This window comes from Bacillus sp. THAF10 (genome assembly GCF_009363695.1).
GTDB lineage: Bacteria > Bacillota > Bacilli > Bacillales > Bacillaceae_I > Sutcliffiella_A.
In genome coordinates this window covers 1,497,527-1,522,454 of record NZ_CP045403.1, presented here as the reverse complement: position 1 = coordinate 1,522,454, position 24,928 = coordinate 1,497,527, and the positions used below count along the sequence as shown (strand labels likewise).

The 24,928-nt window shown below is 39.4% G+C and carries 25 protein-coding genes; 3 read left to right on the top strand and 22 right to left on the bottom strand.

Annotated elements, in window-relative coordinates; all coding sequences use genetic code 11:
* The first annotated feature begins 3 nt into the window (after positions 1-3).
* Positions 4-735 (top strand): GntR family transcriptional regulator, encoded by a 732-nt coding sequence (locus FIU87_RS08015; RefSeq protein WP_152444101.1) that lies wholly within the window; start codon positions 4-6, stop codon positions 733-735.
* A 77-nt stretch (positions 736-812) separates the two neighbouring features.
* Here FIU87_RS08015 and FIU87_RS08010 read toward each other — a convergent pair whose 3' ends face one another.
* The gene (locus FIU87_RS08010) at positions 813-1,424 is read right to left on the bottom strand and encodes a TetR/AcrR family transcriptional regulator (RefSeq protein WP_152444100.1); all 612 of its coding nucleotides are present in this window, start codon (positions 1,422-1,424) and stop codon (positions 813-815) included.
* 119 nt (positions 1,425-1,543) lie between these two features.
* On the opposite strand from FIU87_RS08010, the gene FIU87_RS08005 reads away from it, so the two are divergent.
* Positions 1,544-2,095, top strand: a complete 552-nt coding sequence (locus FIU87_RS08005; RefSeq protein ID WP_152444099.1) for a hypothetical protein — start codon at positions 1,544-1,546, stop codon at positions 2,093-2,095.
* Positions 2,096-2,405: 310 nt separating this feature from the next.
* Here the strand turns inward: FIU87_RS08005 and safA are convergent, their stop codons facing one another.
* The 11 genes from safA to FIU87_RS07945 all read right to left on the bottom strand — a co-directional run bounded on the left by safA (position 2,406) and on the right by FIU87_RS07945 (position 12,036).
* Positions 2,406-3,026: a SafA/ExsA family spore coat assembly protein gene (gene safA, locus FIU87_RS07995; RefSeq protein ID WP_152444097.1), complete on the bottom strand. Its 621-nt coding sequence runs from the start codon at positions 3,024-3,026 to the stop codon at positions 2,406-2,408.
* Between the two features lie 101 nt (positions 3,027-3,127).
* Entirely contained in the window at positions 3,128-3,877 is a 750-nt protein-coding gene (locus FIU87_RS07990) for a threonine/serine exporter family protein (protein ID WP_152444096.1), read from the bottom strand.
* Positions 3,878-4,342: a threonine/serine exporter family protein gene (locus FIU87_RS07985; RefSeq protein ID WP_152444095.1), complete on the bottom strand. Its 465-nt coding sequence runs from the start codon at positions 4,340-4,342 to the stop codon at positions 3,878-3,880.
* Between the two features lie 174 nt (positions 4,343-4,516).
* Entirely contained in the window at positions 4,517-5,158 is a 642-nt protein-coding gene (locus tag FIU87_RS07980; protein WP_152444094.1) for an SDR family oxidoreductase, read from the bottom strand.
* Between the two features lie 148 nt (positions 5,159-5,306).
* Positions 5,307-5,771: a FixH family protein gene (locus tag FIU87_RS07975; RefSeq protein ID WP_152444093.1), complete on the bottom strand. Its 465-nt coding sequence runs from the start codon at positions 5,769-5,771 to the stop codon at positions 5,307-5,309.
* A gap of 17 nt (positions 5,772-5,788) precedes the next feature.
* Positions 5,789-7,168 (bottom strand): PepSY-associated TM helix domain-containing protein, encoded by a 1,380-nt coding sequence (locus FIU87_RS07970; RefSeq protein ID WP_152444092.1) that lies wholly within the window; start codon positions 7,166-7,168, stop codon positions 5,789-5,791.
* 76 nt (positions 7,169-7,244) lie between these two features.
* On the bottom strand, positions 7,245-8,630 hold the full coding sequence (locus tag FIU87_RS07965; protein ID WP_152444091.1) for a sensor histidine kinase: 1,386 nt from the start codon (positions 8,628-8,630) through the stop codon (positions 7,245-7,247).
* Positions 8,627-9,298, bottom strand: coding sequence for a response regulator transcription factor (locus FIU87_RS07960; RefSeq protein WP_152444090.1), 672 nt, complete (start codon positions 9,296-9,298; stop codon positions 8,627-8,629). Before FIU87_RS07960 ends, FIU87_RS07965 begins: the two co-directional genes overlap by 4 nt.
* A complete protein-coding gene (locus FIU87_RS07955; RefSeq protein WP_152444089.1) occupies positions 9,295-10,266 on the bottom strand; it encodes a YncE family protein in 972 nt (323 codons plus the stop codon). The genes FIU87_RS07960 and FIU87_RS07955 overlap by 4 nt, the downstream gene beginning before the upstream one ends.
* 250 nt (positions 10,267-10,516) lie before the next feature.
* Entirely contained in the window at positions 10,517-10,912 is a 396-nt protein-coding gene (locus FIU87_RS07950) for a hypothetical protein (RefSeq protein WP_152444088.1), read from the bottom strand.
* Positions 10,913-11,124: 212 nt separating this feature from the next.
* Complete coding sequence (locus FIU87_RS07945) at positions 11,125-12,036, bottom strand: phosphatidate cytidylyltransferase (RefSeq protein ID WP_152446470.1); 912 nt, start codon at positions 12,034-12,036, stop codon at positions 11,125-11,127.
* 115 nt (positions 12,037-12,151) lie between these two features.
* Here FIU87_RS07945 and FIU87_RS07940 point away from each other — a divergent pair, with 115 nt between their 5' ends.
* On the top strand, positions 12,152-12,703 hold the full coding sequence (locus FIU87_RS07940; protein ID WP_152444087.1) for a C40 family peptidase: 552 nt from the start codon (positions 12,152-12,154) through the stop codon (positions 12,701-12,703).
* Between the two features lie 31 nt (positions 12,704-12,734).
* Here the strand turns inward: FIU87_RS07940 and FIU87_RS07935 are convergent, their stop codons facing one another.
* From FIU87_RS07935 to ilvE, 10 genes are all read right to left on the bottom strand, one after another.
* Positions 12,735-13,640, bottom strand: coding sequence for a DUF6612 family protein (locus FIU87_RS07935; protein WP_152444086.1), 906 nt, complete (start codon positions 13,638-13,640; stop codon positions 12,735-12,737).
* Between the two features lie 304 nt (positions 13,641-13,944).
* On the bottom strand, positions 13,945-14,526 hold the full coding sequence (gene leuD, locus FIU87_RS07930; protein WP_152444085.1) for a 3-isopropylmalate dehydratase small subunit: 582 nt from the start codon (positions 14,524-14,526) through the stop codon (positions 13,945-13,947).
* Positions 14,526-15,947, bottom strand: a complete 1,422-nt coding sequence (leuC, locus tag FIU87_RS07925) for a 3-isopropylmalate dehydratase large subunit (RefSeq protein WP_152444084.1) — start codon at positions 15,945-15,947, stop codon at positions 14,526-14,528. The genes leuD and leuC overlap by 1 nt, the downstream gene beginning before the upstream one ends.
* Before the next feature lie 23 nt (positions 15,948-15,970).
* On the bottom strand, positions 15,971-17,065 hold the full coding sequence (leuB, locus tag FIU87_RS07920; protein WP_152444083.1) for a 3-isopropylmalate dehydrogenase: 1,095 nt from the start codon (positions 17,063-17,065) through the stop codon (positions 15,971-15,973).
* Complete coding sequence (locus FIU87_RS07915) at positions 17,062-18,612, bottom strand: 2-isopropylmalate synthase (protein WP_152444082.1); 1,551 nt, start codon at positions 18,610-18,612, stop codon at positions 17,062-17,064. Before FIU87_RS07915 ends, leuB begins: the two co-directional genes overlap by 4 nt.
* A complete protein-coding gene (ilvC, locus tag FIU87_RS07910; RefSeq protein ID WP_152444081.1) occupies positions 18,599-19,624 on the bottom strand; it encodes a ketol-acid reductoisomerase in 1,026 nt (341 codons plus the stop codon). The genes FIU87_RS07915 and ilvC overlap by 14 nt, the downstream gene beginning before the upstream one ends.
* Positions 19,625-19,654: 30 nt before the next feature.
* The gene (gene ilvN / locus FIU87_RS07905; protein ID WP_152444080.1) at positions 19,655-19,912 is read right to left on the bottom strand and encodes an acetolactate synthase small subunit; all 258 of its coding nucleotides are present in this window, start codon (positions 19,910-19,912) and stop codon (positions 19,655-19,657) included.
* Complete coding sequence (gene ilvB, locus FIU87_RS07900) at positions 19,909-21,579, bottom strand: biosynthetic-type acetolactate synthase large subunit (protein WP_152446469.1); 1,671 nt, start codon at positions 21,577-21,579, stop codon at positions 19,909-19,911. Before ilvB ends, ilvN begins: the two co-directional genes overlap by 4 nt.
* 70 nt (positions 21,580-21,649) lie before the next feature.
* Positions 21,650-23,317, bottom strand: a complete 1,668-nt coding sequence (gene ilvD, locus FIU87_RS07895; protein WP_152444079.1) for a dihydroxy-acid dehydratase — start codon at positions 23,315-23,317, stop codon at positions 21,650-21,652.
* A 66-nt stretch (positions 23,318-23,383) separates the two neighbouring features.
* Complete coding sequence (gene ilvE, locus FIU87_RS07890) at positions 23,384-24,328, bottom strand: branched-chain-amino-acid transaminase (protein ID WP_152444078.1); 945 nt, start codon at positions 24,326-24,328, stop codon at positions 23,384-23,386.
* Positions 24,329-24,928 lie beyond the last annotated feature (600 nt).

Sequence of the window (24,928 nt, the reverse complement as noted above, 5' to 3'; positions counted from 1 at the left end):
CGTATGATTAATAAAACCTCACCCATACCAATTTATTATCAACTTGAATCACATCTAAAAGAACAAATAAAAGCTGGATTACTTTTGCCAGGTGATACCATTCCTTCTGAAAGGGAATTTGCCGAAAAATATGAAATAAGCAGAATGACCGTAAGACAAGCCATCAACTCTCTAGTGAACGAAGGACTTCTTTACCGTAAAAAGGGAAGTGGTACCTTTGTGGCAGAAAAGAAGTTAGAGCAACCACTACAAGGATTAACCAGTTTTACGGAGGATATGAAAAAGCGAGGACTGACGCCAACAAGTAGACTCATTCACTTCGAAATCGTCCCAGCGAGTACCTTTGTTGCAGAAGAACTACAAATTCGTGAATATGCTCCTGTTTATGAAATTAAGAGGTTAAGAATGGCAGACGGGGAACCTATGGCACTCGAAACAAGCTACCTTTCCGCAAATCTAGTAAAAGGACTTACAGAACAAGACGTTAATGCCTCTATTTACGCATATATAGAAGAAAAGCTACAATTAAAAATTTCTCATGCTGATCAATCTATTGAATCAGTCAAAGCTTCATTAGAGGATGAAAAGCTCTTACAAATGGAAAGACAACAACCTGTTCTTGCAATACAAAGAAACACCTACCTCCTAAATGGAACACCATTAGAGCTTGTTAAATCCCTATATAGGGGAGACCGTTATAAATTTCATATCCAAATGAACAGAATAAACGCGTAATAGAAAAAAGAGGCTGGGACCTAAAAAAACCGAACTGGTTTGATCAAATACTCCAATCAGTTCGGTTTTTACTTAGTCTAAAACCCTTTTGTCACAGCCTCTTTTGGTTTAATTATTTTTTGCAAATGTAAGTTTAACAGCTTTTCAGCTTTCAATCGAGGTAAGCTTTCTGGTTCAACAAGACCATGAATTGCGAGGCCGTCTACAAGAGCATGAAGAATCTCTGCTTCCTCTTCTTTCTTTATTCCCTCCTGCAATAATCCGAAGTGCTCTAATAAATCAAACATTTTCAATATCGCAGTGAATATACCGTCATCATACTTTACATAGGTTTCTTTTTTATGTAGTGAGTGAAACATAAAAGCAAACCATACTTCCATTTCTATTCTAGTTTCCGATGATGTGGGTATCATTTCAAGCAAGAGCCTTAATACTTTTTCAACAGGATCTAGGTCTCCCATGGCTATTTTTTCCATTCTTTTCGCTGCGTTTTCTTTCACTAAATTCATGGAATATAGCAACAATTCTTCATGTGTGGAAAAATAATGCCTTAGTGCTCCTAGTGATAACCCAGCCTCCTTTGCAATATTTCGGACAGTTGCTCCTTCCATTCCTTCTTTTTGAATAACTCTCCACGTAGCTTCAGATATTAAAACTCTTCTTTTCTCATGATCAACAATTTTTGGCATAGCTTCATTGTATCAAGAAAAAAAGGGAAAAACAATTTTAAAAATACACTTGTATTAAATAAAACGAGGTGTTATAGTACCTTATATAGCACAAATGTATTAAAAAGGAGCCGTCAGTAATGAATATGATTGCGTGGATGATTGTTGCTTGTGAAATATTATTTTGGGTTGTTATCATTTCTGGACTTGTTTTTCGGTATGTTTTTAATAAAAAAAGAACAGGTATTTTCCTTCTAGCTTTAACACCTGTCGTGGATTTAATTCTAATAGCTATTACTGGCTTTGACCTATATAAAGGTGCCACTGCTACAATCGCTCACGGCGTAGCTGCTATTTACATTGGCATTTCCATTGCCTTTGGAAAATCAATGATTAACTGGGCAGATCAACAATTTAAATACTACGTTACAAGAAATGGAGAAAAACAAAAAAAGCGTTATGGCAAAGAGTTTGCTTTTCATTATGCAAAGGGATTTCTGAGACATATTACGGCATTTATTATTGGTGGTTGCATTTTAGCGGGAATGATTTACTTCATTAATCAACCTGAAAGAACAGAGGCACTGCTTCATCTTTTAAGGGTGTGGACATTAGTTCTAGGGGTAGATTTTCTTATAACGTGTAGTTATTTTATCTTTCCCAAACCGAAAAAACTGAATGTACAGAATTAGAAAAAGAGGCTTGGACAAAACTTAAAAATACAAACAAAAAGACGAACAATAATAATGCCGGCATTAAATACCGCTATTGATTTCCGTGCAAGACTTCGCTTTCCGCGGGTGACCCGTGAGCCTCCTCGGCTTCGCCTGCGGGGTCTCACTTTGGCCACTTCTTTAAGCAGGAGTCTACGTCTTGCACTCCAATCAACCGCTGGTGTCATCTAAGAAGTAAAAGCATAAAAAACCGAACTGATTAGATCAAATACTCCAATCAGTTCGGTTTTTACTTAGGCTAAAATACTTTAATCCCAGCCTCTTTATATTATCTAGTAATAAACATCTGAGTCCAATAATGGCCGTATTGGCCACCTTTTGCATAGCCCACACCAATTTCGGTGTACTGACTTGATAGGATATTTTTACGGTGACCTTCACTGTTCATCCACGCGTTCATCACCTCTTGAGGTGAGCTCTGACCTGCAGCGATGTTTTCACCTGCAGCGCGGTATGAAATCCCGAAATCTTTTATCATCTGAAAAGGAGATCCGTACGTTGGAGATGTATGACTAAAGTACCTTTTGTCTATCATATCCTGAGATTTATATCTTGCAACTCTTGATAACTCCCAATTCAACTTTAATGGCTTAAGCCCATATTTAGCACGCTCTTGATTCACTAAAGCTGCTACCTTTTCTTCCTGAGTTTGTCCTTCTCCTTTTTCTGGAATAGTAATTCGTTGACCTGGGTATATCAAGTCCGGATTATTAATGGAAGGATTTGCAGAAATTAACTCAGATACACCTACCTGATATTTAACCGCAATTTTCCACATGGTATCTCCGGATTTTACCGTATGAGTTGTTGCTGCAAATGCAGCCGTACTACCACCAAAAACAAGTGCGACAACCAACAAAGTTATGAGGTATTTCTGTAAAGTTTTCATACTATTACTCTAATATGTCAATCGAAAACCGTAAACAAGTAATTATTGTAAAATAACGAAATATACTGTTAATTGCATGTCATGAATGTAACGAGAAAGATTTACCAAGAGAGAAATACAACCGCCACACCTGCACCGATGGCAAAAGCTGTGAGGAAAGCTTCTGCCCCTTTAGACAACCCAGATACAAAATGACCTGCCATTAGATCCCGTACTGCATTTGTTATTAAAAGCCCTGGTACAAGTGGCATCACTGAGCCAATAATAATCTTGTCCAGCTCCTTACCAATTCCTAAATTAACCATAACTAATGTAACTATGCCTATAATAAAGGCAGCAAAAAATTCCGCGAAAAATTTCACTTTTGTATAATGTTGAATGAATAAGAGGCCACAATAACCTAATCCACCTGCAATAATAGCTGGTAAAAAATCTGTCCATCCACCTTTAAACATAATGAGAAAGGATCCACTTACAAGTGCCGCAGCTAAAATTTGCAAGCTAATTGGAAAAAGTAAATGCGACGCTTCCAAATCCTCAAACGCATCTTTCGCATCTTTTACAGTGAACTCTCCAGCTGCTATTCTTCGAGAAATTTGATTCACTCGCGCTACTTTTTCCAAATCGGTAGTCCGAACATTAATTCTCACAAGTTGAGAGGGATTATCTCCATTTAAAGACATAAAAATACCAGTTGGAGTTACAAAACAATGTGTTTCCTCCATGCCAAATGAAGCTGCAATTCTTGTCATTGTATCCTCTACACGATATGTTTCCGCTCCACCCTCCATCATAATTCTCCCAGCGAGAAGACAGATTTCCATTATTGTTTTTGTGTTTTCCACCGCCATTTATTTCACCTCCTGGTTTGGCAGGACATTTCTTTTTATCACTTTCATCACTAGCTGCATAATAACCTCAGCAAAAACTAGTCCCATAGCAATAGCTCCAGAAATCATAAATGCCTTAGCTGCCAAGGGAATCGCACCCAAATAATCATTTTCAGCAACATGCCGCATCGTATTATAAGCAAGTCCTCCCGGAACAAGCGGGATAATCCCAGCAACACTAAAAATGATCATGGGCATTCGATACCTTTTTGCCATAATATGCCCAACAAGTGCAACCATAAATGAACCCACAAAAGAGGCTAAAACAGGGTCTATACCTGAATCTGCCAAAAGTATGTAAAAAATCCACCCAATCATCCCAACGGTGCCGCATTGTAGCAGTGCCCTTCTAGGAGCATTAAAGAGAACTCCAAAGCCTGCTGCAGCAATAAAACTAAAGCCAAGCTGTGATAAGATATAAAGCATGCTTTCACCTCATTCAAATCTAGTAAAGCTTATTATATAGTATATACATTGTTTATTCCTAGGTTTGTCATTAATTCAGTAAACTTTGGCATCAACACGTACCTTTTGGCACTTCGTTCAAATGCAATGATAACTTAAAAAAAGGCTGCCTCAATCTTTAGGCAGCCTCTAGCATCAGAATCTCTTTATTTCATCTTTTATCTCTGTATCTCCTGACACAAGGTCAAAGGATTTTCGATAGGTGTTTTTAGCATCCAATACCTCTACCAATACTTTCGCTACATCCTCCCGCGAAATTGATCCTCTTTCCAGTTTTTCTCCAACCTTCACCTTCCCAGTGCCAGGGTCATTTAACAAGCCGCCTGGACGCACGATGGTATAATCAAGCTGGCTTTCTATCAGCATCTTATCAGCATAATGTTTTGCCACATAATAAGGACGAAGGGCTTCATTCCAATTTTCACGATTGTTTGCTTGAAGTGCACTTACCATGACGAATCTTTTTATCCCTGCTTGTTCCGCTGCTTCCATCGCTTTTACGGCACCATCCAAATCAATTAACAAGGTTTTATCTGAACCAGTACTTCCTCCCGAGCCTGCAGCAAACACAATCGCATCGGACCCGTTTACAGCCTCTTTTATCTCGTCTACCGTACCTTCTAAGTCAGCTACAACAGACTCCACTCCATCATTTGAGAATTCATCCGCTTGTTCTTGTTTTCTAATCATTGCTATCGGTGTGTGGCCTTCAGTTTTTAAAAAATGAACAAGCTGTTTGCCAATTTGTCCATTTGCACCTACAACTGTAACTTTCATAAATGACACCCTCCTTAACAATTATTATGGGTATTATCGCAAACGATTAGCACAAAATCAAAGAAACTGATTCGACTTAAGGGAGATGATTAGGAAAATCAAAAACAACGCTAATTCTATTACGAATCGCGTTGCTTCAATAAAGAATTTAGTGATGATCATGCTCACTATTTTCTTCCTCTTTATTCACTTTTTCTTTTTCTAAAATGGCTTGGATATCCTCTTCTGATAGTTCACCAACAACAATTTGTTTTGTTGGCATGACATGCAAATCACGCGCTGTAACATGTGACTGAACACGATACACTCCCTTTTCTCTGAAAGAATGATCAGCAACATACTGACCGTCACTTGTGTGAACTGCATCCAAAAGAGTACTTTCTTCCTTACCCTCTTCCACATTCCAAATTTCAAATTTAACTTCTTTTGCATCCTCTACATTTTCCTCACCCTGGGTTACGTGTGTTTGAATCGTGACGGACTCATTCTCACTAACCTTTTCTGGCATGGAAATTTCCACCTCTATAATTTCAGGTGACGTGTTTTTTTCTGGTGCACTCGTGCAGCCTACTAACAAGAATGCCAGAATAAACACTAGTAATAGCTTCTTCATAAATCTACCTCACCTTTCTAATGTAACCATTCCTTTAAACCAGGGATTTTCTCCACTACTAATTTATCCAATATTAGAACAAGGATGATGGATATCCCAACAAGAGGCATGATGATACCAAGTAGGAGCATCATGACGGTTACCGTTCTTTTTATTTTGATATCCACATCTTTTCCTGGAGCACCTAGTTTGTTTTTAGGTTTTCTTTTTCTCCACATGATGATGGAGCTGATCATCATCGCAATTAAACCGATACATAATAGTAGTCCAATCAATTGGTTAGCTAAGCCAAAAAGCTTACCTTCATGCAAAGCTATCCCAAGTGTAATGGCTTTCCCCATTAGCCCATAATCATCATATCGCACATCTGTTAATACTGCTCCACTGTATTGGTCAACGTGTAAAGTGGCATTATCAAATGGCTTTGAATGAGAAGTGGAAATCGTATAGACTCCTCTCTCATTTTGTGGCATGGAGATCGTATAAGGCTTCTCGATATGCTTACTCTCTGCAATACTATTAACATCATGTAAGCTTAAAGATACATATTGGCTGTTTGCTGATTTTGGTACCGGAACATTTTCCGCTGCCCATGGAACATTCTCTGCAACATCCTTTGCTACTGTTACAGATTCTGGTTTTGGTCCAAACCCAAAAGAAAATGCTGGATATCCAGTATTCGTAGCCGTTGCTAGCTTGTTGATTTGTTCCCCCATTACACCCGACCATGGTAAACCTGTTAAGACCAAAATTATTAGGCCTAATGAAAGCCAAAACCCTAATGTAGCGTGCATATCACGCCAAAAGGTTCGACCCTTACTCCGCAGCCTTGGTAAGATGGTACCCCAAATGGTCAAGCGATTTCGCGGCCACCAAATATAAAGTCCTGTAAGCAACAAAAGGATAGCCCAGCATGCTGCTAGCTCCACAAGCCGATTAGCGACGGTACCTCCAATCAGCAGTTCACTGTGAAGCTTAACAAAAAAGGTCATTAGCTCTTTCTCCGCTGGAAGATTCCCCAATACTTTACCAGAGTATGGATCAACAAAGACACTTACCCTCTCGCCATTTTGCATAGTAGAGAATTTTGTACTTCTTTCTGCCTCTTGAAAAAAAGTTACACCTGATATACTTGCTTCAGGATAGGCTTCCTTGACCATAGTCATCTGGTTATTAGTAGATATACTACTTTCTTTTGTTTCCTCCACATAGTATAAATCCTGATAAAGAAAGGATTCAATTTGTGGTTTAAATAAATACACCGCACCACTAAATGCTAGAATGATTAAGAAAGGAGCAAAAATAAGACCTGCATAAAAATGCCATCTCCACATAGTTTGGTAAATACCATTTCTTGTTTGCTTTTTGTTCTCTTCCTGATGTACCTTTTTCTCCATAAGCATACTCCTTCATGTAAAATCTAACGTATGCCTATAGTGTAGAAGTCATTTGTGAAAAAAGAATGAAGGCTTATTAAAATTCAAATAATGGTAACTTTACGATTGCAGTTGTTCCAAAACCTTCTTCAGATTTTATAGTGATGCTACCGTTGTGCTTCTTCACAATTTGTTGAACAATGGAAAGCCCTAGACCTGTTCCCCCGAGCTTACGAGTTCTGGCTTTTTCAACACGGTAAAAGCGTTCAAATATATAGGGAACATCCTTTTCTGGAATGCCTACCCCTTCATCCCTTACTTTCAAAACTCCTTCCTCTTTTTCTTGATAAATAGAAATAGAAATTGTTTTACTAACTTCCGTATACTTAATGCTATTGCTTAATAGATTTACGATTACTTGATCCATACGAACAGGATCCCCTATGATGACAACGTCCTCATTTAAGTTAAGCTCAACCTTTAAATTCTTTTCTTTTATTTCCAAGTAAAAACGCTCTAGTACTTCTCTTAATAACTCTGTCAATATCACAGGCTCTTTGCTCATAGGGTAGGAGTCGCCTTCTAGCTGAGCTAAATCAAGAAGATCATGGACAAGTCGATTCATCCGTTCTATTTCCACTTCTATTGTCTGCATATACCTATCAGGAGTAATGATTTTTTCCTTTAATGCTTCATTATATCCTTTTAAATAACTTATCGGTGTTCTTAACTCATGTGAGACATTCCCTAAGAATTCACGTCTTTTTTCATCTACAGCTTCTAAATTTGTAGACATAACATTAATGGAGGTCCCAAGGCTGGCTATCTCATCCCTCCCTTTTACAGATACCTTTTTAGAAAAGCTTCCTTGTGAAATCTCTCTGGCCACAACGTCCATCTCTTTTAATGGTCTAACGATTCTATTCGTCATCTTCGTGCCAACTATAACTAATAGGACAAGTACAATAGCAAAACCAACTAATAAAAAGGTTTTGATTGGCTGAAATATCTCTGCTATCGCTGTTAATGGGACATACATAAAGATCACAGCTTCAAGTCTGTCATTAGATAATAACGGAATCACAACCGCCCGTATCTCTTGCTCTAACCCTTTATGATATTTAGTAAAGATAAGTGTTTTCCCTAAGAGAAGCTCCTGACGTTCACTAAATGTGATTAAATTTTGGTCTTCAAGTGAGTCAAAAGGAGCTCCGCTAGCTAACTCCATAGGATCATTAGTGAAAATGATTTTGGACTCAGAAGTTTCCTCCATCCAATTCAAACGTTCCCTAAACACTTCAAGATTTTCCTTGTAAAAAAACGATTCCAAGTGGGAACCTTGTTTTAATAGAAGCTCTGTTTGTTTTTCTATATAAAGTGTTTGATACAAATAATAGGAAACGATGACAATTAGTCCTATTGCTACAACTGATACCGACAAAATGGTAAGCCAAATTTTATTGCGTATTGATAAAGGCTTCATGCTTCATGATCCTCAATTTTGTAGCCTATTCCCCAAACCGTTTTAATATAGGAACCAGCATTTTTCAGTTTAAATCTTAACGTTTTTATGTGGGTATCTACTGTTCGATATGTGCCTTTTTCCGCATCTATTCCCCAGACAACATCATGCAATTGTTCCCTTGAAAAGACTTGTCCTCTATGTTCTAGCAAAAACAATAACAGATCATATTCTCTTCTTGCTAAAACAACCTTCTGATCAGCAACAAAGACCTGGCGAGCGTTTTTTTGAATGTGAATGTCGCAAAAGGACAGCATGTCAAAAAATGCTTGGTTTGAGCGGCGTAATAAAGCCTCCACCCTTGCTAGTAACTCTTTTGGGCTAAACGGCTTCATCACATAATCATCAGCTCCAAGCTTTAATCCTTTTACTTTATCCCATTCATCCCCTTTTGCTGTAACCATCAAAATGGGAGTGATATATTTTTGTCGTATTTTTTTACATGTGGTAAACCCGTCCATTTCTGGCATCATGACATCCAAAATTATTAAGTCTATTTTATGTAAATAAAGTAGATCCAGGGCTTCATTTCCGTTTTCCGCAAAAATAACTTGATAGTTTTCTTTTTGAAGATACATGCCCAGTAGCTCTCTCATATTCGCCTCATCATCTACCACTAGAATCTTCATTTTTCCTCGCCTCCTTTAAAAAGCAAGTAAGGACCACTTTCTGTAGGATAACTACCTGTAATCTCAAAATCGTTTATGTTAATTTTCGTTAACTCATTTCCATCTAGACTTGTTACGAAGATTTCTTTATCATCTGCAATCATATTTGTCGGATTATCGCTTAAGGTTACCTTCTTTTCTACTTCATATGTTTTTGGATCAATCTTCGCTACGGTATGGTCACCATGGCTAAGTACATACATTGGACCATCTTTTTCGTATTGTTTGATTTGTATTGGCATGAGCCCTGTTTCTACTGAAAGTTTTTCCTCTCCTGTCTTGGGATCATATCCAAAAATCCTCTTATTAGTTTCTGCACCTTCTCCATGCCCTCCAGTCCAAACATAATTCCCATCAAAGAATAACCCTTCTGGACGAGGGTTGACATCAAAGGTGTTCAAGATACCTTTGGTAGCTTTATCGACAACGGCTATATTCTCACTTCCAGCTGCAAGTACAAAAAGCTTCTCATTATGTAAAAACAAATGGGAAGGATACGCCCCTACATCAATCTTTTCACTGACTTTTTTTTCCGAAATATCTATCACCAATACTTGATTTGTTTCTACATTTGCCAGATAAAGGGACTTTCCTTCTTTATCATATGCAAGGTCGAGAGCTCCTTTTTCTAAATCCATAAATGGTGTGATTTTTTGTTTTCTCACATCAATTTGATATAACTTATCGGATTCTTTTACGGTTGCTAAAAATAAACCTGGCTTTAGCTCTTCTATCGCTGAAAACACAAACGGCATCGATACGGATGCTTTTGTTCCGTTCGTTGCATCTATGGCTGACATGGTTTTTTCTTTAATATGACTAACAAAAATAGTATTTTCAATGCTTATTTGTTTAGGCATATCAATTGTATCATCCGTACACCCAGCTAGGATAAGTATAATCGCTAGAACACTCCAAAATTTCAACATGAAAAACACTCCTAAAAAAAATACAGATTTAAGGATAAGATAAAATTTATTTTATAGAATAATTGTGAATAAATTGTGTGGAGTAAAAAGGAAACATAATAATTATTATTTTACACTAACAGTCTTAAAATAAGCGCTTTTGGGAATGGCAGATACAGAAAAATCGAGGAATGGAATGAAGGGTAGAGTTGATACACTCTAAAAAAGAAGGTGAGTGTAGAGGGAAACAATCCACCTATTTCCCCCTTTTTTAATCGTCATGTCTTACGAGTAATACTAATTTTAACAAAGGATAAAGCACAATGGCCATAGAAAGCTGGACATATAGGACCATCTCCACGGAAATTTTCTCCATAATTAACAGCAGCACCGAACAAACCACACTTGTTGCCATTAATATGTAGGCAACATGTCCACTTTTTTGATTAATCTCAGCACGTTTTTTCTTAGTTGGTTGATAACGGCGTCTCATCACGGACCGAATAATTTCAGAAAGTCCTAAAAGAATAAAGACCACTGGAATGTATTTTAACTTTCCAGAGTTGTGTGCTTCCACTAGTAAAAACACCCCAAATACCATAATAAATATAGGCAAACCAAAGGCAATTAGTGGTGTGTCATATAGAGATTGCTCTTCTTTTTCCAAAAAAAATCCCTCCCTAGCAAAAGATACGAGTATGTATAGTGTAAAAATAATCCGTAACAGTTGGTGCATTCAAAAGACCAAAAGAAGAATCGTTACATTATATGCAACGATTGCTAGAAAAAATGATAGATTTCTTTTTTACTTGGGCTCTTTTCTATTTCACTATATAAGCAAATTAAAATTGCCATATCAATCGTTTGCGAAAGCAGCCTTTACATGAAGTCAAAATAGTAACGAATGACGTGAAAGAAAATCGGAGCTGAGTAAGCAAGGCTATCTACTCTGGTTAAATAGCTTTTTTTCAGCACAGATGCTTTTTCCCCATCCCCAATTAATAAATCTCTCTTTAGTACAGAAACGGCCAAGCTCCCTCCAAAACATGCCACACTTATTAAAAGACCAGACAATATTCCGAACAATTCATCCAGTGGAGTTAAATATGGGAACAAGTTGTAGGATACACCTGTGGTTACAAAGGTAGAGATAAGAAAGCCTTCCCAAGTAATATTTGGGTTGGAAGTTGGAATGACCTTCTTTTTGCCAATATAAAGAGAGACAAGATATTGCACTACATCATGTAGCTGTGTAAGGACTACGAGATATAATACCAGGTTGGCACCGTATTCAGGTGTTGCTGTTTGGTAAAAAGCTAAATGACTTAAACCAAAAACCATCAGCATTAGTCCCCATTGAGTAGAGCTGACAGAACGTAAAAAACCAACTGTTCCTTTGCCAAGAATCCGAGGTAGTGGTAAAAATAAGAAAACGTATACCGGAATAAAAACGATAAACATCCCATACCAGCCAATATAAATCCAATAAAATTGAATCGGAATGGACAAGTACGCCCATAGAAAAAGCTGTCGGTCTACCTTTCTTGTCTTTAAAATAGAGAAATACTCTTTTAATGAGAAAAAGCATAAAAACATAAGTGCAAATAAGGAAACGAGAGGATTGAATAATGTGGCAACACTAAAAACAAATAACATTCCCCACCAGGTTTTAACTTTCACTCCCAATTCACTAAAATCCTTGGAAGTAGAGTTTTTCTTAACAATTAAATAAACGATAGTAAAAACACTAAGCCCGGCTGCAATTACCATCAAGGTAATGACCGCTTCCATTTCAAACATATTTATCCCCCTTCCTCCTTATTATGAAATTAATGGTTAAATTTGGTCAAGATAAATTATATAATGAAACTAGAAACCTATTAATAATGATACGTTGGTGATGGAGATGACAGAAAGCTATGTCTATATTTTACTTACAGATACTGGTACATTATTTACAAAATCGATAAAAAAGTATACAGGAGCACCCTATAACCATGTTTCCCTTTCCTTCGATTCGAACCTTGTTGAAATGTATAGCTTTGGTAGAAAACGGCCGAGTAATCCATTTAATGGGGGCTTTGTAAGGGAGGATGTGGAGTACGGTACATACCGGAAATATCCCGAAACCACCTGCGTGTTGTACAAAATGAAGGTAACACCTAGAGAGGTAGAAAAAATCAGGAGAATAATTGGTGTTTTTCAAAACAAAGAAAGAAAATGGTTTTATAACCTATTAGGGGTAATTGGTGTTTCAATCAATGAACCTGTTGAAATTGATTCAAGTTATTTTTGTTCACAGTTTGTGTCTGATGTATTACATCGAGCTGGAATAAAGCTGTGGAATAAACTTCCCTCCCTTGTTACGCCTGATGATTTTAGAAGTAGTGATCGACTTGAATGGGTATATGAAGGCAGGCTTTATGATTATGAGCCAGTGAAAAAAAGAGTAAAATAAAAGGTGGAAGATTTCCCTCCCACCTTTCTTACTACTCTTCGTCTGATTCTTCCGTATCTGGAAGGGAAATTTCCGTTGCTGCATCGACAATTTCTTGTGGAACGACAATTTCATCTACATCATTGAAATTGGAATAATTTGATATGACCTCTTGTACAACGGTTACTACTCCGCCATCGGAATCCATTTCCATGTCCATAAATATGTCCATTTTTACTAGATGAAATGATTCCTTTTCAATATGTATTTGGTAGTGAAACTGATTAACCGTAACCTCTTCATCTGGTAGATTACTATTTGTGATCCCATTAACCAATTTAATCAGTTCTGTTGCCTTCTCCCCTTCACTTTCAAAAGTCAACACATAGGAACCATTCTCTTCTGTAAGGACAAAATCTTCTGAGTAAGCTTTCAGCATCGATATCTCATCAAACATCTTTCCTTGCATATCCTTAAAACCATCCATCTGTAACGCATATTCTCTTGGTATACGAAGCCAATTTTCTTCAAAAGCATCATAATAATAGGCTCCATCATTTGCGATATATATCTCAATATCCACCTCTTCTGATGCTCCTGTATCATCTTCTAACACGGTAGAGGTAAGTTGATAAAGGGAAAATGGATTTTGAGTCACTTCTACTTCCATGGTGGAAGCAGATAACATCATTCCTTCTGTTGCAGAATTTATTTCTTGATTAATTTCAAATTCCATGGAATAACTAGACATATTATTCATTATCTCAGTAGACTTCTCCAATATTTCTCCTGCAGTCTGTTCTTTTTCTTTCTCTTCTGTAGTACTACCTTCTGCATTATTTCCATCTTTAGAGACTTCCCCTTCGCCTTTTCCATTAACAGAACTACCTGTTTGGCCACACCCCACTAGAAGCATGAATGAAAACAAAATAACTAGCAATAATTTAATACCTTTCACTTATTTCTCCCCTTTCCTTCTGGAAAATTCTACTCACTTAACATAACATTCTAATAATAACAGAATTTTCATATTTTTACGATTGTTGTAATATTTTTCTCAAAAAAAAGCTATGTTAAAAATTCTGTTGATAAAATGAGTTTCTAGCAGTTGATTGGAGCAGATGGCGGAGAATCTTCTCGGGAATGTTGCGAAGCTATGCAGGGCAAGCCAGAGAAGGCTTACAAATCGCCCCATGGACAAGGAGCAAATTTGCGGAAATCAACCGTGAAGTGTAAAAAAGCAAAAAAAAAAAAGAGAAACATTAAGTTCTCTTTTTTTCAAATGCAGCTATTTGTTTTTCATATATTTCTGTTAATCCTATATCGTCTAACCCTTTTAAGAGCATTTCTTTGCGATACGAATCGGTTGTGAACGGAAAAACACGTTCTCCTACCTGCAGCTCCTGAAACTCCAAATCAACATCTGCTTCTAAAACGTTTTTATCAGACAGAAAAAAAAGTTCTTCTACCTCTTCTTCTTTTAATATAATGGGCAAAATCCCGTTTTTGAAACAGTTGTTATAAAAAATATCTGCAAAGGACGAAGAGATGACTATTTTGATTCCATAGTCTAGTAGTGACCATGGTGCATGCTCCCTGGAAGAGCCGCAACCAAAATTCTTTCTAGCAAGTAGAATGGAAGCGCCACGATACTGAGGATTGTTTAAAATAAATTCTTCCTTTTCTCTGCCTTCTTCGTCAAATCGCCAGTCATAAAACAAGAATTGCCCAAACCCGGTCCGTTCAATCCGTTTTAAAAACTGCTTCGGGATAATCTGGTCTGTATCCACATTGGCTTTGTCTAAAGGAATAACCTTTCCTCTATGTGTGATAAGAGCTTCCATTAGACCACCTCCTCTGCTTTCAAGCCCCATTCATTCACATTAACAAAGTGACCCTTAATTGCCGCTGCAGCTGCCATGGCCGGGCTGACTAGATGCGTTCTTGCTCCTCTTCCTTGCCGGCCTTCGAAGTTGCGGTTTGAGGTTGAGGCACATCGTTTACCTGAGGGAACAACATCCGGGTTCATACTTAAACACATGCTACAGCCAGCGTCTCGCCACTCGAAGCCTGCTTCAAGAAAAACGTCATGCAGCCCTTCTTCCTCTGCCTGTTTTTTCACTTGTTTAGAGCCTGGCACCACTAGTGCAGTCACTCTAGATGATACATTTTTCCCTTTTACCACTTGTGCTGCCTGTCTTAAATCTTCTATTCTTGAATTGGTACAAGAACCAATAAATACATAATCAATCTCGATATCTGAAATTTTCATCCCCGGCGTTAGCCCCATGTACTCAATCGCTTGAGAAATGGAACGTCTATCTGATTCATCTTCTATGGCTTTAGGGTCTGGTACCCTCCCACTTATCTTCGTTCCCATTGATGGATTTGTGCCCCATGTTACCTGGGGCTCCAGATTGGTTATATCAAATTCTATCACTCTATCGTATACTGCTCCTTCATCTGAACGAAGTGCATACCATTCTACTTCTGCTCTATCACGATCTTCTCCTACTGGTGCATACTTTCTTCCATTTAAATAAGAGAAAGTTGTTTCATCTGGAGCAACTAACCCAGCTTTTGCCCCTGCTTCAATCGCCATGTTACAGATGGTCATTCGCTCTTCCATTGACATTTTTTCCATAACATCTCCTGTAAACTCTAGAACATACCCTGTCCCAAAATCCGTACCATGAGTGGCAATCAATGCAAGTATGATATCCTTAGCGGATACACCAAGTGGTCTTAAGCCTTTAAAATCAATTTTTAAGGTTTTAGGCTTGGTTTGCCATAGGCATTGAGTGGCCAATACATGTTCCACTTCGCTTGTTCCAATTCCAAAAGCTAGGGCTCCAAATGCCCCGTGAGTCGAGGTATGGCTATCTCCACAAACGATGGTTTTTCCTGGTTGCGTAAGGCCTAACTCTGGTCCGATAACGTGAACAATTCCTTGTTCGGAGCTGTGAAGATCTGCAAGCTTTATTCCAAACTCTTGACAGTTTTCCTCTAGAGTAGTCATTTGTTTTGACGCAATTTCGTCTGTTACATGAAAAGGATTGATGGTCGGAACGTTATGATCCATTGTTGCATAAGTCAGATCTGGCCGTCTTACTTTTCTTCCGGTTAATCTCAAGCCCTCAAAAGCCTGCGGAGACGTAACTTCATGGACCAAATGCAGGTCAATGTATAACAGATTTGGTTTGTTATTTTCTTTTACAACTGTGTGCCTATCCCAAATCTTCTCAAACAGAGTTCTAGGTTGCATGTCATTCACCTTCCTCATCCTATTTATCCATTCTGTATAGGTGTCCTTAGGTACCTTCTTACCGCTTCACCCATTTGAGCTGTTGTAAGAACTCCTTCCCAATCGGATGCAATATCACTTGTACGATTACCAGCTTCAAGCGCTGTATGAACCGCTGCCTCTAGAAATGCTGCCTCTTGTTCAAGTTTTAGAGAATGCCTAAAAAGCATGGCTACTGAAAGGATGGTTGCGAGCGGATTTGCCTTTTCTTGCCCAGCAATATCTGGAGCTGAACCGTGGATTGGTTCATAAAGTCCTAATCCAGTTTCTCCAATGCTTGCCGATGGGAGCAGACCAAGTGAACCAGTTAGCATGGAAGCTTCATCACTTAAAATGTCTCCAAACATATTTTCCGTCACTATTACGTCAAATTTTCTTGGATCTCTAATTAACTGCATGGCAGCATTATCAACAAGCATGTGGTCAAGCTCTACATCCGGAAATTCTTCTGCTAGGCGGTTTGCTACCTCTCTCCAAAGTCGGCTGCTTTCAAGGACATTAGCCTTGTCTACAGACGTGAGCTTTCCCCTTCTACTTTGTGCCACTTCAAAACCTTTACGAATAATTCTTTCTATTTCCTTTTCCGTATAAGATAAAGTGTCAATAGCCTCCAGCCCTTCTTCCCCATTTCTTCTCTCCCGTGGGGTGCCAAAATAGATCCCTCCTGTAAGCTCTCTGACAATGACAATATCTGTACCAATGACATTTTCGCTTTTCAATGGGGAGGCTTGCACAAGAGCATCATAGAGTTTTGCGGGTCGGATATTTGCGTAGAGGTTAAGAGCTTTCCTGATTCCGAGTAAGCCTGCTTCTGGCCTTTTTTCAGGCGGAAGATCATCCCACATTGGTCCACCTACTGCCCCTAAAAGAATGGCATCACTTTTTTGACACAATTCAACCGTTTCTGATGGAAGAGGAGTTCCCGTCTTGTCGACAGCAACTCCTCCAATGAGACCATACTGAATTTGAAATGTATGGCGAAAATGCTTGGCAACCTCTTCTAGTACCAGCACTGCCTCTCTTGTTACTTCCGGTCCTATTCCATCTCCTGGTAACACTGCTAACTTGAAATGACTCACCCTACCTCGACTCCTTTGGTTGCGTATCTTGAAAATTTTTCTTTAATGGATAGACGATTTACTGCATCTAAATAAGCTTTAGCTGAAGCTTCTAGCACATCATGCTCTACTCCTCTTCCATTAGATACATGACCATCGCAATTAATTTTCACATAAACCTCCGCTAACGCATCACTGCCGTTGGTGGTAGATTGAATGCGATAGTCTAATAAGGAAATTTCTTTGTCAAGAATGCGAGAAATAGTGTTATAAACAGACTCCACACTTCCCTTGCCAGTGGCAGATTCCTGCAAGATACTACCATCTTCCGTTTTTATAGCAATGGTGGTGGTTGGAATAATGTTGGAACCATAAGAAATCTGTAGGGTTTCCATTCGGTAATGAGGAAACAGTCCTTTAACAGAAGAATCCATCATTAATGCAAAAATATCATCCTCTGTAACTTCCTTTTTCTTCACCGTTAAATCCTTAAAGGCCTTAAAGAGCTTTTTGCCTTCTTCTTCTTTTAAAAACAATCCAAGTTCCTCACATCTCTGTTTAAAAGCATGGCTTCCTGAATGTTTTCCAAGAACCATCTTATTGGAATGAAGGCCTACCATTTCAGGATTAATCACTTCATAGGTGCTTTTGTTTTTCAATACACCATCTTGATGAATACCTGATTCATGGGCAAAGGCATTTGCCCCTACCACTGCTTTATTTTGTGGAACCATCATTCCTGTTAATTTACTGACAAGGTTGCTCGTTCGAACAGTTTGAGCTAAATCAATATTTGTTTCTACTCCATAAACATCTTTTCTGATTTGGAGAGCAACGATAATTTCCTCTAGTGACGCATTTCCTGCCCGTTCTCCAATCCCATTGATGGTTCCTTCGATTTGATCGACTCCACTTTTTATTGCCGACAATGAGTTGGATACCGCCATGCCTAAGTCATCATGACAATGAGCAGAAAGCTTCACTTTATGAATGTTCGGTACATGCCCTTTGATGTAAGTGATTAAACGAGCATATTCCTCAGGAGTGGTGTAGCCTACAGTATCAGGTAGGTTGACCACCTTCGCTCCTGCGTCAATTACTTTTTCGATGATATGGGCCAAAAACGGCCATTCACTTCTTGTGGCATCTTCTGCAGACCATTGCACATGATCGAAAAGCTTAGAAGCATATTCTACTGCTTTTACAGCTGTATCCACTACTTCTTTTGGTTTTTTCTTTAATTTATGTTCCATATGAATAGGAGAAGTAGCTAAAAACACATGCACACCATTCATTTCTGCATCCTTCACAGCTTCATAGACTGCGTCAATATCAGATTTCATCGATCTAGCAAGTCCTACAACCCGCGTGCGCTTGACTGCTTTTGCAATTTGTTGTACCGCTTGAAAATCTCCATAGGAGGAGGCAGGAAAACCTGCCTCCATAATATCTACTCCATATCTTTCAAGCTGCAGGGCAATCTCAAGCTTTTCATGAGGATGAAGGTTTACTCCAGCTGACTGTTCTCCGTCTCTTAGGGTTGTATCAAAAATGTCAACCTTTCGCACTGCCAACCACTCCTTTCTTTTTCGATTGAATGAATGGCATTTTGCTGCGGAGCTCCCTTCCTACCACCTCGAGTGGGTGTTGATTTTCCTGCTCATTGATGCTGTGGAACATTGGGCGATTTGCCTGATTTTCAAGAACCCAGCCCTTGGCAAATTGACCTGATTGGATTTCTGAAAGAATTTTTTGCATTTCTTTTTTCGTATCTTCATTTACGACTCTAGGTCCTGCAGTAAAATCTCCCCATTGTGCAGTATCAGAAATGGAATAGCGCATTCCCTCTAAACCGGATTCATATAAAAGATCCACAATGAGCTTTAATTCATGCAAGCATTCAAAGTAGGCAACTTCTGGTTGATAGCCCGCTTCCACCAGGGTTTCAAAACCTGCTTTTACGAGTGAAGTTGTTCCTCCACATAACACTGCCTGCTCTCCGAATAAATCTGTTTCTGTTTCTTCTTTAAAGGAGGTTTCCATTACAGCCGCTCTCCCAGCTCCCACTGCTTTCGTGTAAGCGAGAGCTACCGCTTTTGCTGTTCCCGTTGCATCTTGATGAACAGCAAACAACGCCGGAACACCGCCACCTTCTTCATAAACTCTTCTGACAAGATGTCCTGGACCTTTTGGTGCTACAAGGAATACATCCACATCTTCTGGGGGGACAACTTGATGAAAATGAACATTAAATCCATGTGCAAAAGCAAGGGCTTTTCCTGTGGTTAAATGAGGCTCTATTTCTTGTTTAAATACCTCTGGCTGTCTCTCATCTGGAAGAAGAACCATGATAACATCGGCTTGTGCTACTGCTTCTCCTACTGAGAAAACTGAAAATCCGTCTGCTTTTGCCTTTTCCCATGAACTACCTGGCCGAACACCCACGACAACCTCCACGCCACTATCTCTTAAATTTTGTGCATGAGCATGCCCTTGTGACCCATAACCGACAACTGCCACCTTTTTATCGTTTAATGCCGCTTGTGAGATATCATCGTTATAGTACATTTTTGCTCCCATTAATGCTCCTCCTTTTAATTGAAGATTCTGTCAATTTGTCATAGCAATTTGTTCGGATATATCAGTAATTTGTATCACATCGATTTGTTTATCAAGTTGTAGCTTTATTTTTTCTACCTCCTGCTCCTCTACTACCTTTACGACAATGGTCATCATGGAAATAGAAGATTCATTTACTGGAGCAACTGCAAGGCTTTCAATGTTCATTCCTTTCCGTAAAAACAAATTGGTCAACCTATTTAACACACCAAGCTGATTGTTGACTAATAGTGACAGTGTCCGCTTCATGGCTTCACACCTTCCATTTCTTGAATTCCCTTACCAGGAGCAATCATTGGGTAAACATTTTCCAGTTGTGTAACTCTGCAATCTATCAGGAAAGCTTCATCCAAAGAGAGAGCTTCCGCAAATGCTGCACGGAATTCTGCTTCATTGTGTACAAGTGCTGCTTTAATCCCAAAGGCATCTGATAGCTTAATATAATCAGGTTGATTAGGCAGCAAAGATTCTGAGTAACGCTCCTGATAGAATAGCTGTTGCCATTGTCGTACCATTCCCATAGATTGATTGTTTACGAGCACCACTTTAACGGGGAGCTTATATTCTTTTAATACGGCAAGTTCCTGTAAGGTCATTTGAAAACCAGCATCTCCTAGAATGGCAACAACTACTGCATCCTGCTCTGCCACTTGTGCACCAATTGCAGCAGGAAGCCCAAATCCCATCGTTCCAAGGCCTCCAGAAGTGACCCATTTGTTTGGTTTTTGAAAGCCGTGAAATTGAGCCGTCCACATCTGGTGCTGACCAACATCTGTTGTGACAATAGCCTCTCCCTTTGTCATCTCGTGGACTAATTCCACTAGTTTTTGAGGTTTAAAGGTTTGGTCATCCTCTTTGTACCATAAAGGGTATTCTTCTTTTAAACAGAAAAGCCTCTCTAGCCACTCTCCTGTTTCTCCACTTTCAGAAAGCTCCGTTAAGAGAAGCTCTATAGACTTTCTTGCATCCCCAATGACGGGATAATCTGTTGGAACATTTTTTCCAATCTCAGAAGGATCAATATCAAAATGAACAACTTGGGCAAACTTTGCAAATTCTTGTAGGTTGCCTGTAAGTCGATCATCAAACCTTGCTCCAATATTTATTATTAAATCAGCTTCGTATAAGGCAATGTTCGCCGTGTAGGTCCCATGCATTCCTGCCATTCCAAGAAACAAAGGGTGATCACTAGGAAAGCATCCCAGTCCAAGCAAAGTGTTCACTACAGGAATGGTAGTTTTAGCGACAAGGTTTTTTAAAACTTCTGTCGCTTTACTATGGAGCACGCCTGCTCCAGCTAAAATTACCGGTTTTTTCGCCTGTTTTATGGCGGTGGCTACTTTCCGAACTGCTTTCCCATCAGGCTCTATTTGTAACTTATAGCCCGGAAGATGAACTTCCTTTGTGTAATCAAAAATACCAGATACAGCTGTCACATCCTTTGGAATGTCAATCAGTACTGGTCCTGGTCTGCCGGTAGCTGCGATATGAAAAGCTTCTTTAAAGATTCGCGGTAGCTCTTTCACGTCCTGCACCTGAAAATTATGCTTAGTAATCGGCATGGAAATACCAAGTGTCGGCGCCTCTTGGAAGGCATCAGATCCGAGTACCTGAGAATTCACCTGGCCCGTGATGACTACTAAGGGAAGGGAATCCATCATTGCATCTGCAAGACCTGTCACAATATTTGTCGCACCTGGACCAGAAGTCGCAATAACCACACCGGGCTTGCCAGTTATTCTTGCATATCCTTCTGCTGCATGAATGGCTCCTTGCTCGTGTCTTGTTAATAGATGAGGAATGCCCCCGTCGTATAAGGCATCATAAATATTGAGCACTGCTCCCCCTGGATAACCAAAAATCACTTCCACTGCTTCTTCTTTGAGAGCTTCTACTATCATTCTTGATCCCGTCATAAGTCTATGTGCTACTTTCGTGCCATTGTGGTCACCCTTAGTCAATTGTTCTCCACCTCCTCATTTTTGTTTATACTTTTAAAACGCCTCCTGTATTGGCAGAGGTAACGAGTGCGGAATATCTGGCCAGATATCCACTTTTCACCTTAGGCTCAGGCTGTTTCCAGTTTTCTTTTCGTTTTTCCAGCTCTTCCTTTTCCACTAAAAGATGGATGCTACGCGCAGTTAAATCAATTTGAATCACATCCCCATTTTTCACAAAAGCGATGGGTCCTCCTTCTGCAGCTTCTGGTGAGATATGTCCAATTGAAATGCCTCTAGTAGCGCCGGAAAATCTTCCATCCGTGATCAGTGCAACCTTTGTAGACAATCCACGTCCAGCAATGGAGGAGGTGGGAGCTAGCATCTCTGGCATACCCGGTCCGCCTTTTGGACCTTCATAGCGGATAACCACCACATGACCTTCTTTAACTTCTCCGCTGTCAATGCCTTGTTGCGCTTCTTCCTGTGATTCATAAATAATTGCTTCTCCAGTAAAGGTTTTTATAGAAGGGTCAACAGCACCAACTTTAATGACGCCGCCATTTGGTGCCAGGTTACCAAAGAGAATACTTAATCCACCAACAGGGCTATACGGATTATCTTGTTTTCGAATAACCTCACTATTTACAATTTCAGCTTGTGCTACTACCTCCCCGATTGGTTTACCTGAAATCGTGAGTCGTTCTGGATGGATCGCGCCTTCAATCTGACATAATTCTTTAATGATGGCACTAACTCCACCTGCCTCATGAACATCTTGCATCGAATAATCTGAAGCAGGGCTGACCTTGCACAAGTATGGAACCCGTTCTGCAATTTTATTAACATCTTCTAGCTTATAATCAATGCCAGCCTCATACGCGATTGCAAGGGTATGTAAGACTGTATTCGTCGAACCCCCCATTGCCATATCAAGAGCAAATGCATCATCAATTGCTTCCTTGGTGATTATATCCCTCGGTCTGACATCATCCTCTATTTGACGAATTAAATGCTTGGCAGCTTCCTTGATTAGATTGTGACGTTCATTAGATGTTGCCACCATGGTACCGTTACCAGGTAGAGCAACTCCAAGCATTTCCATTAACGTATTCATGGAGTTTGCTGTGAACATTCCCGAGCAAGACCCACAAGTTGGACAAGCACTGGATTCGATTTCAAGTAGCTCTTCTCGAGACATTTTTCCAGAAAGTACACTTCCAACACCTTCAAAAACAGAAACAAGCGAAAGTGGCCTTCCGTCCTTTGTCCTTCCTGCTTCCATCGGTCCACCGGATACGAATACAGCCGGCACATTCGTTCTTGCCGCAGCCATTAGCATCCCAGGGGTAATTTTGTCACAGTTTGGAATATAAAACACACCATCAAACCAATGCGCATTAATGACGGTCTCTGCCGAATCTGCAATAAGTTCTCTGCTTGGTAACGAATACCTCATTCCAATATGTCCCATGGCTATTCCATCATCAACACCAATGGTATTAAATTCAAATGGTACCCCACCTGCTTCGCGAATCGCTTCCTTTACTACTTCGGCAAATTTATTCAGATGCATATGTCCTGGAATGATATCCACATAAGAATTACAGACACCAATAAATGGTTTATCCATATCTTCCGGTTTAACTCCCGCTGCATGTAACAAGCTGCGATGAGGCGCTCTATCAATACCCCGTTTGATTGTATTACTTCTCATAGGCTGTGACTCTCCTTTATAGGTGGCCGTTTATTTGCGGCCACCTTACTACTTTTTTAGATGTTTTTAATGGTTTAATGCTTCTCCTAAAAGCACTCCACCGCTAATTTCCCACCCGACCTTCGACTCTTCTGGATATACTTTATAGCCATCCTCCACTACCATTTGGCGGAAACGGTCTAAGATTTTATGTGTTTCTTTACCTGGTGTTCCATCTGCAATCTCTCTTCCATCTAAAGAAATTACTGGAATTACTTCAGCAGCAGTACCAGTAAGAAATACCTCATCAGCTACATACACATCATGTCTAGTAAAGGGCTGCTCCTGTACGTCATATCCCATTTCCCCAGCAAGTTCGATGATTGCGTTTCTTGTAATTCCTTCAAGCGCGCCTACGTAGCTTGGTGGGGTAAGAAGCTTATTGCCTTTAAGAATGAAAATATTTTGTCCAGAGCCTTCTGCAACGTACCCTTCTGTGTTTAATGTGAGGGCCTCATCAGCTCCGGCCATATTTGCTTCGGCTTTGACCATGATATTGTTCAAATAATTTAGGGATTTCACTTTTGGACTTAAAATATCTGGGCGATTTCTTCTTGTAGGAACCGTCACCATTCTAATTCCTACGTCATAAAGCTCTTTTGGGAATAATGCCAGCTGCTCAGCAATGACAATTAAGTTTGGAGTTTTGCATTTAGTGGGATCTAAACCGAGATCGCCGACTCCTCTTGATAGGACCAAACGAATATACGCGGTATCGTGCAATTCATTTTTCCTTAAGGTCTCCGCAATAATTTCCTCGAGTTCAGACATGGTGTAGGGGACATTCAAAAGCACAGATCTTGCTGAATCATAAAGTCTTTCCAAATGCTCTTTTAGGCGGAACACATTTCCGTTATACATTCGGATTCCTTCAAAAACACCGTCGCCATATAAGAATCCGTGATCATATACAGATACAACTGCCTTTTCTTTTTCTACTAGCTCACCATTCATATAGATGTATCTACACATTGTAATCTCCTCTTTTCTGTTTTTTGTTTTTTGAATATTCTGACACTTACAGGTTAAAAAGTTGCCTCTTGGCCAGGTTGAAAGAACGACATGCGTCCATCAGAACCTATCCGCAGAGGCTTTTTTCCTCACGGTGTACACGAATTCTAAATTGAATTGTGCTGGTATCGCTCGGACCAGACATGCTTTGAGCACCGGAACCCTAGACACCCTCCTGATATGAAAAAGGTTATTTCAGTTATCAATATTTCCTTGAGTTGTTGTTATTTTAATACCGTCCACACAGGAGGTCAACACTTAATTTCAGATAATTCTAATTTTACAGATAACATTAAAACGCTTTCATAATTACTGTTATAACAAAGAAACCGCTTACAAAAGTTTGTCAATTTTTTTTACAGGGCTCATTTTTCATTCAAAATAAAAAAAGACTGTTTTCGTAAACTTTATTGCTACAGGGGTATAGTTAATCAATACGTGATCGACGTTGCTGAAGTGCTCGTGGAGGAAATTTTATATAATCGGTTGGAAAAAGTCTTAAAGCCGACTTTTTCTTATGTTTTTAGCAACAAGCTTTTAGAAAAGAGCTTAAAAAAAAGA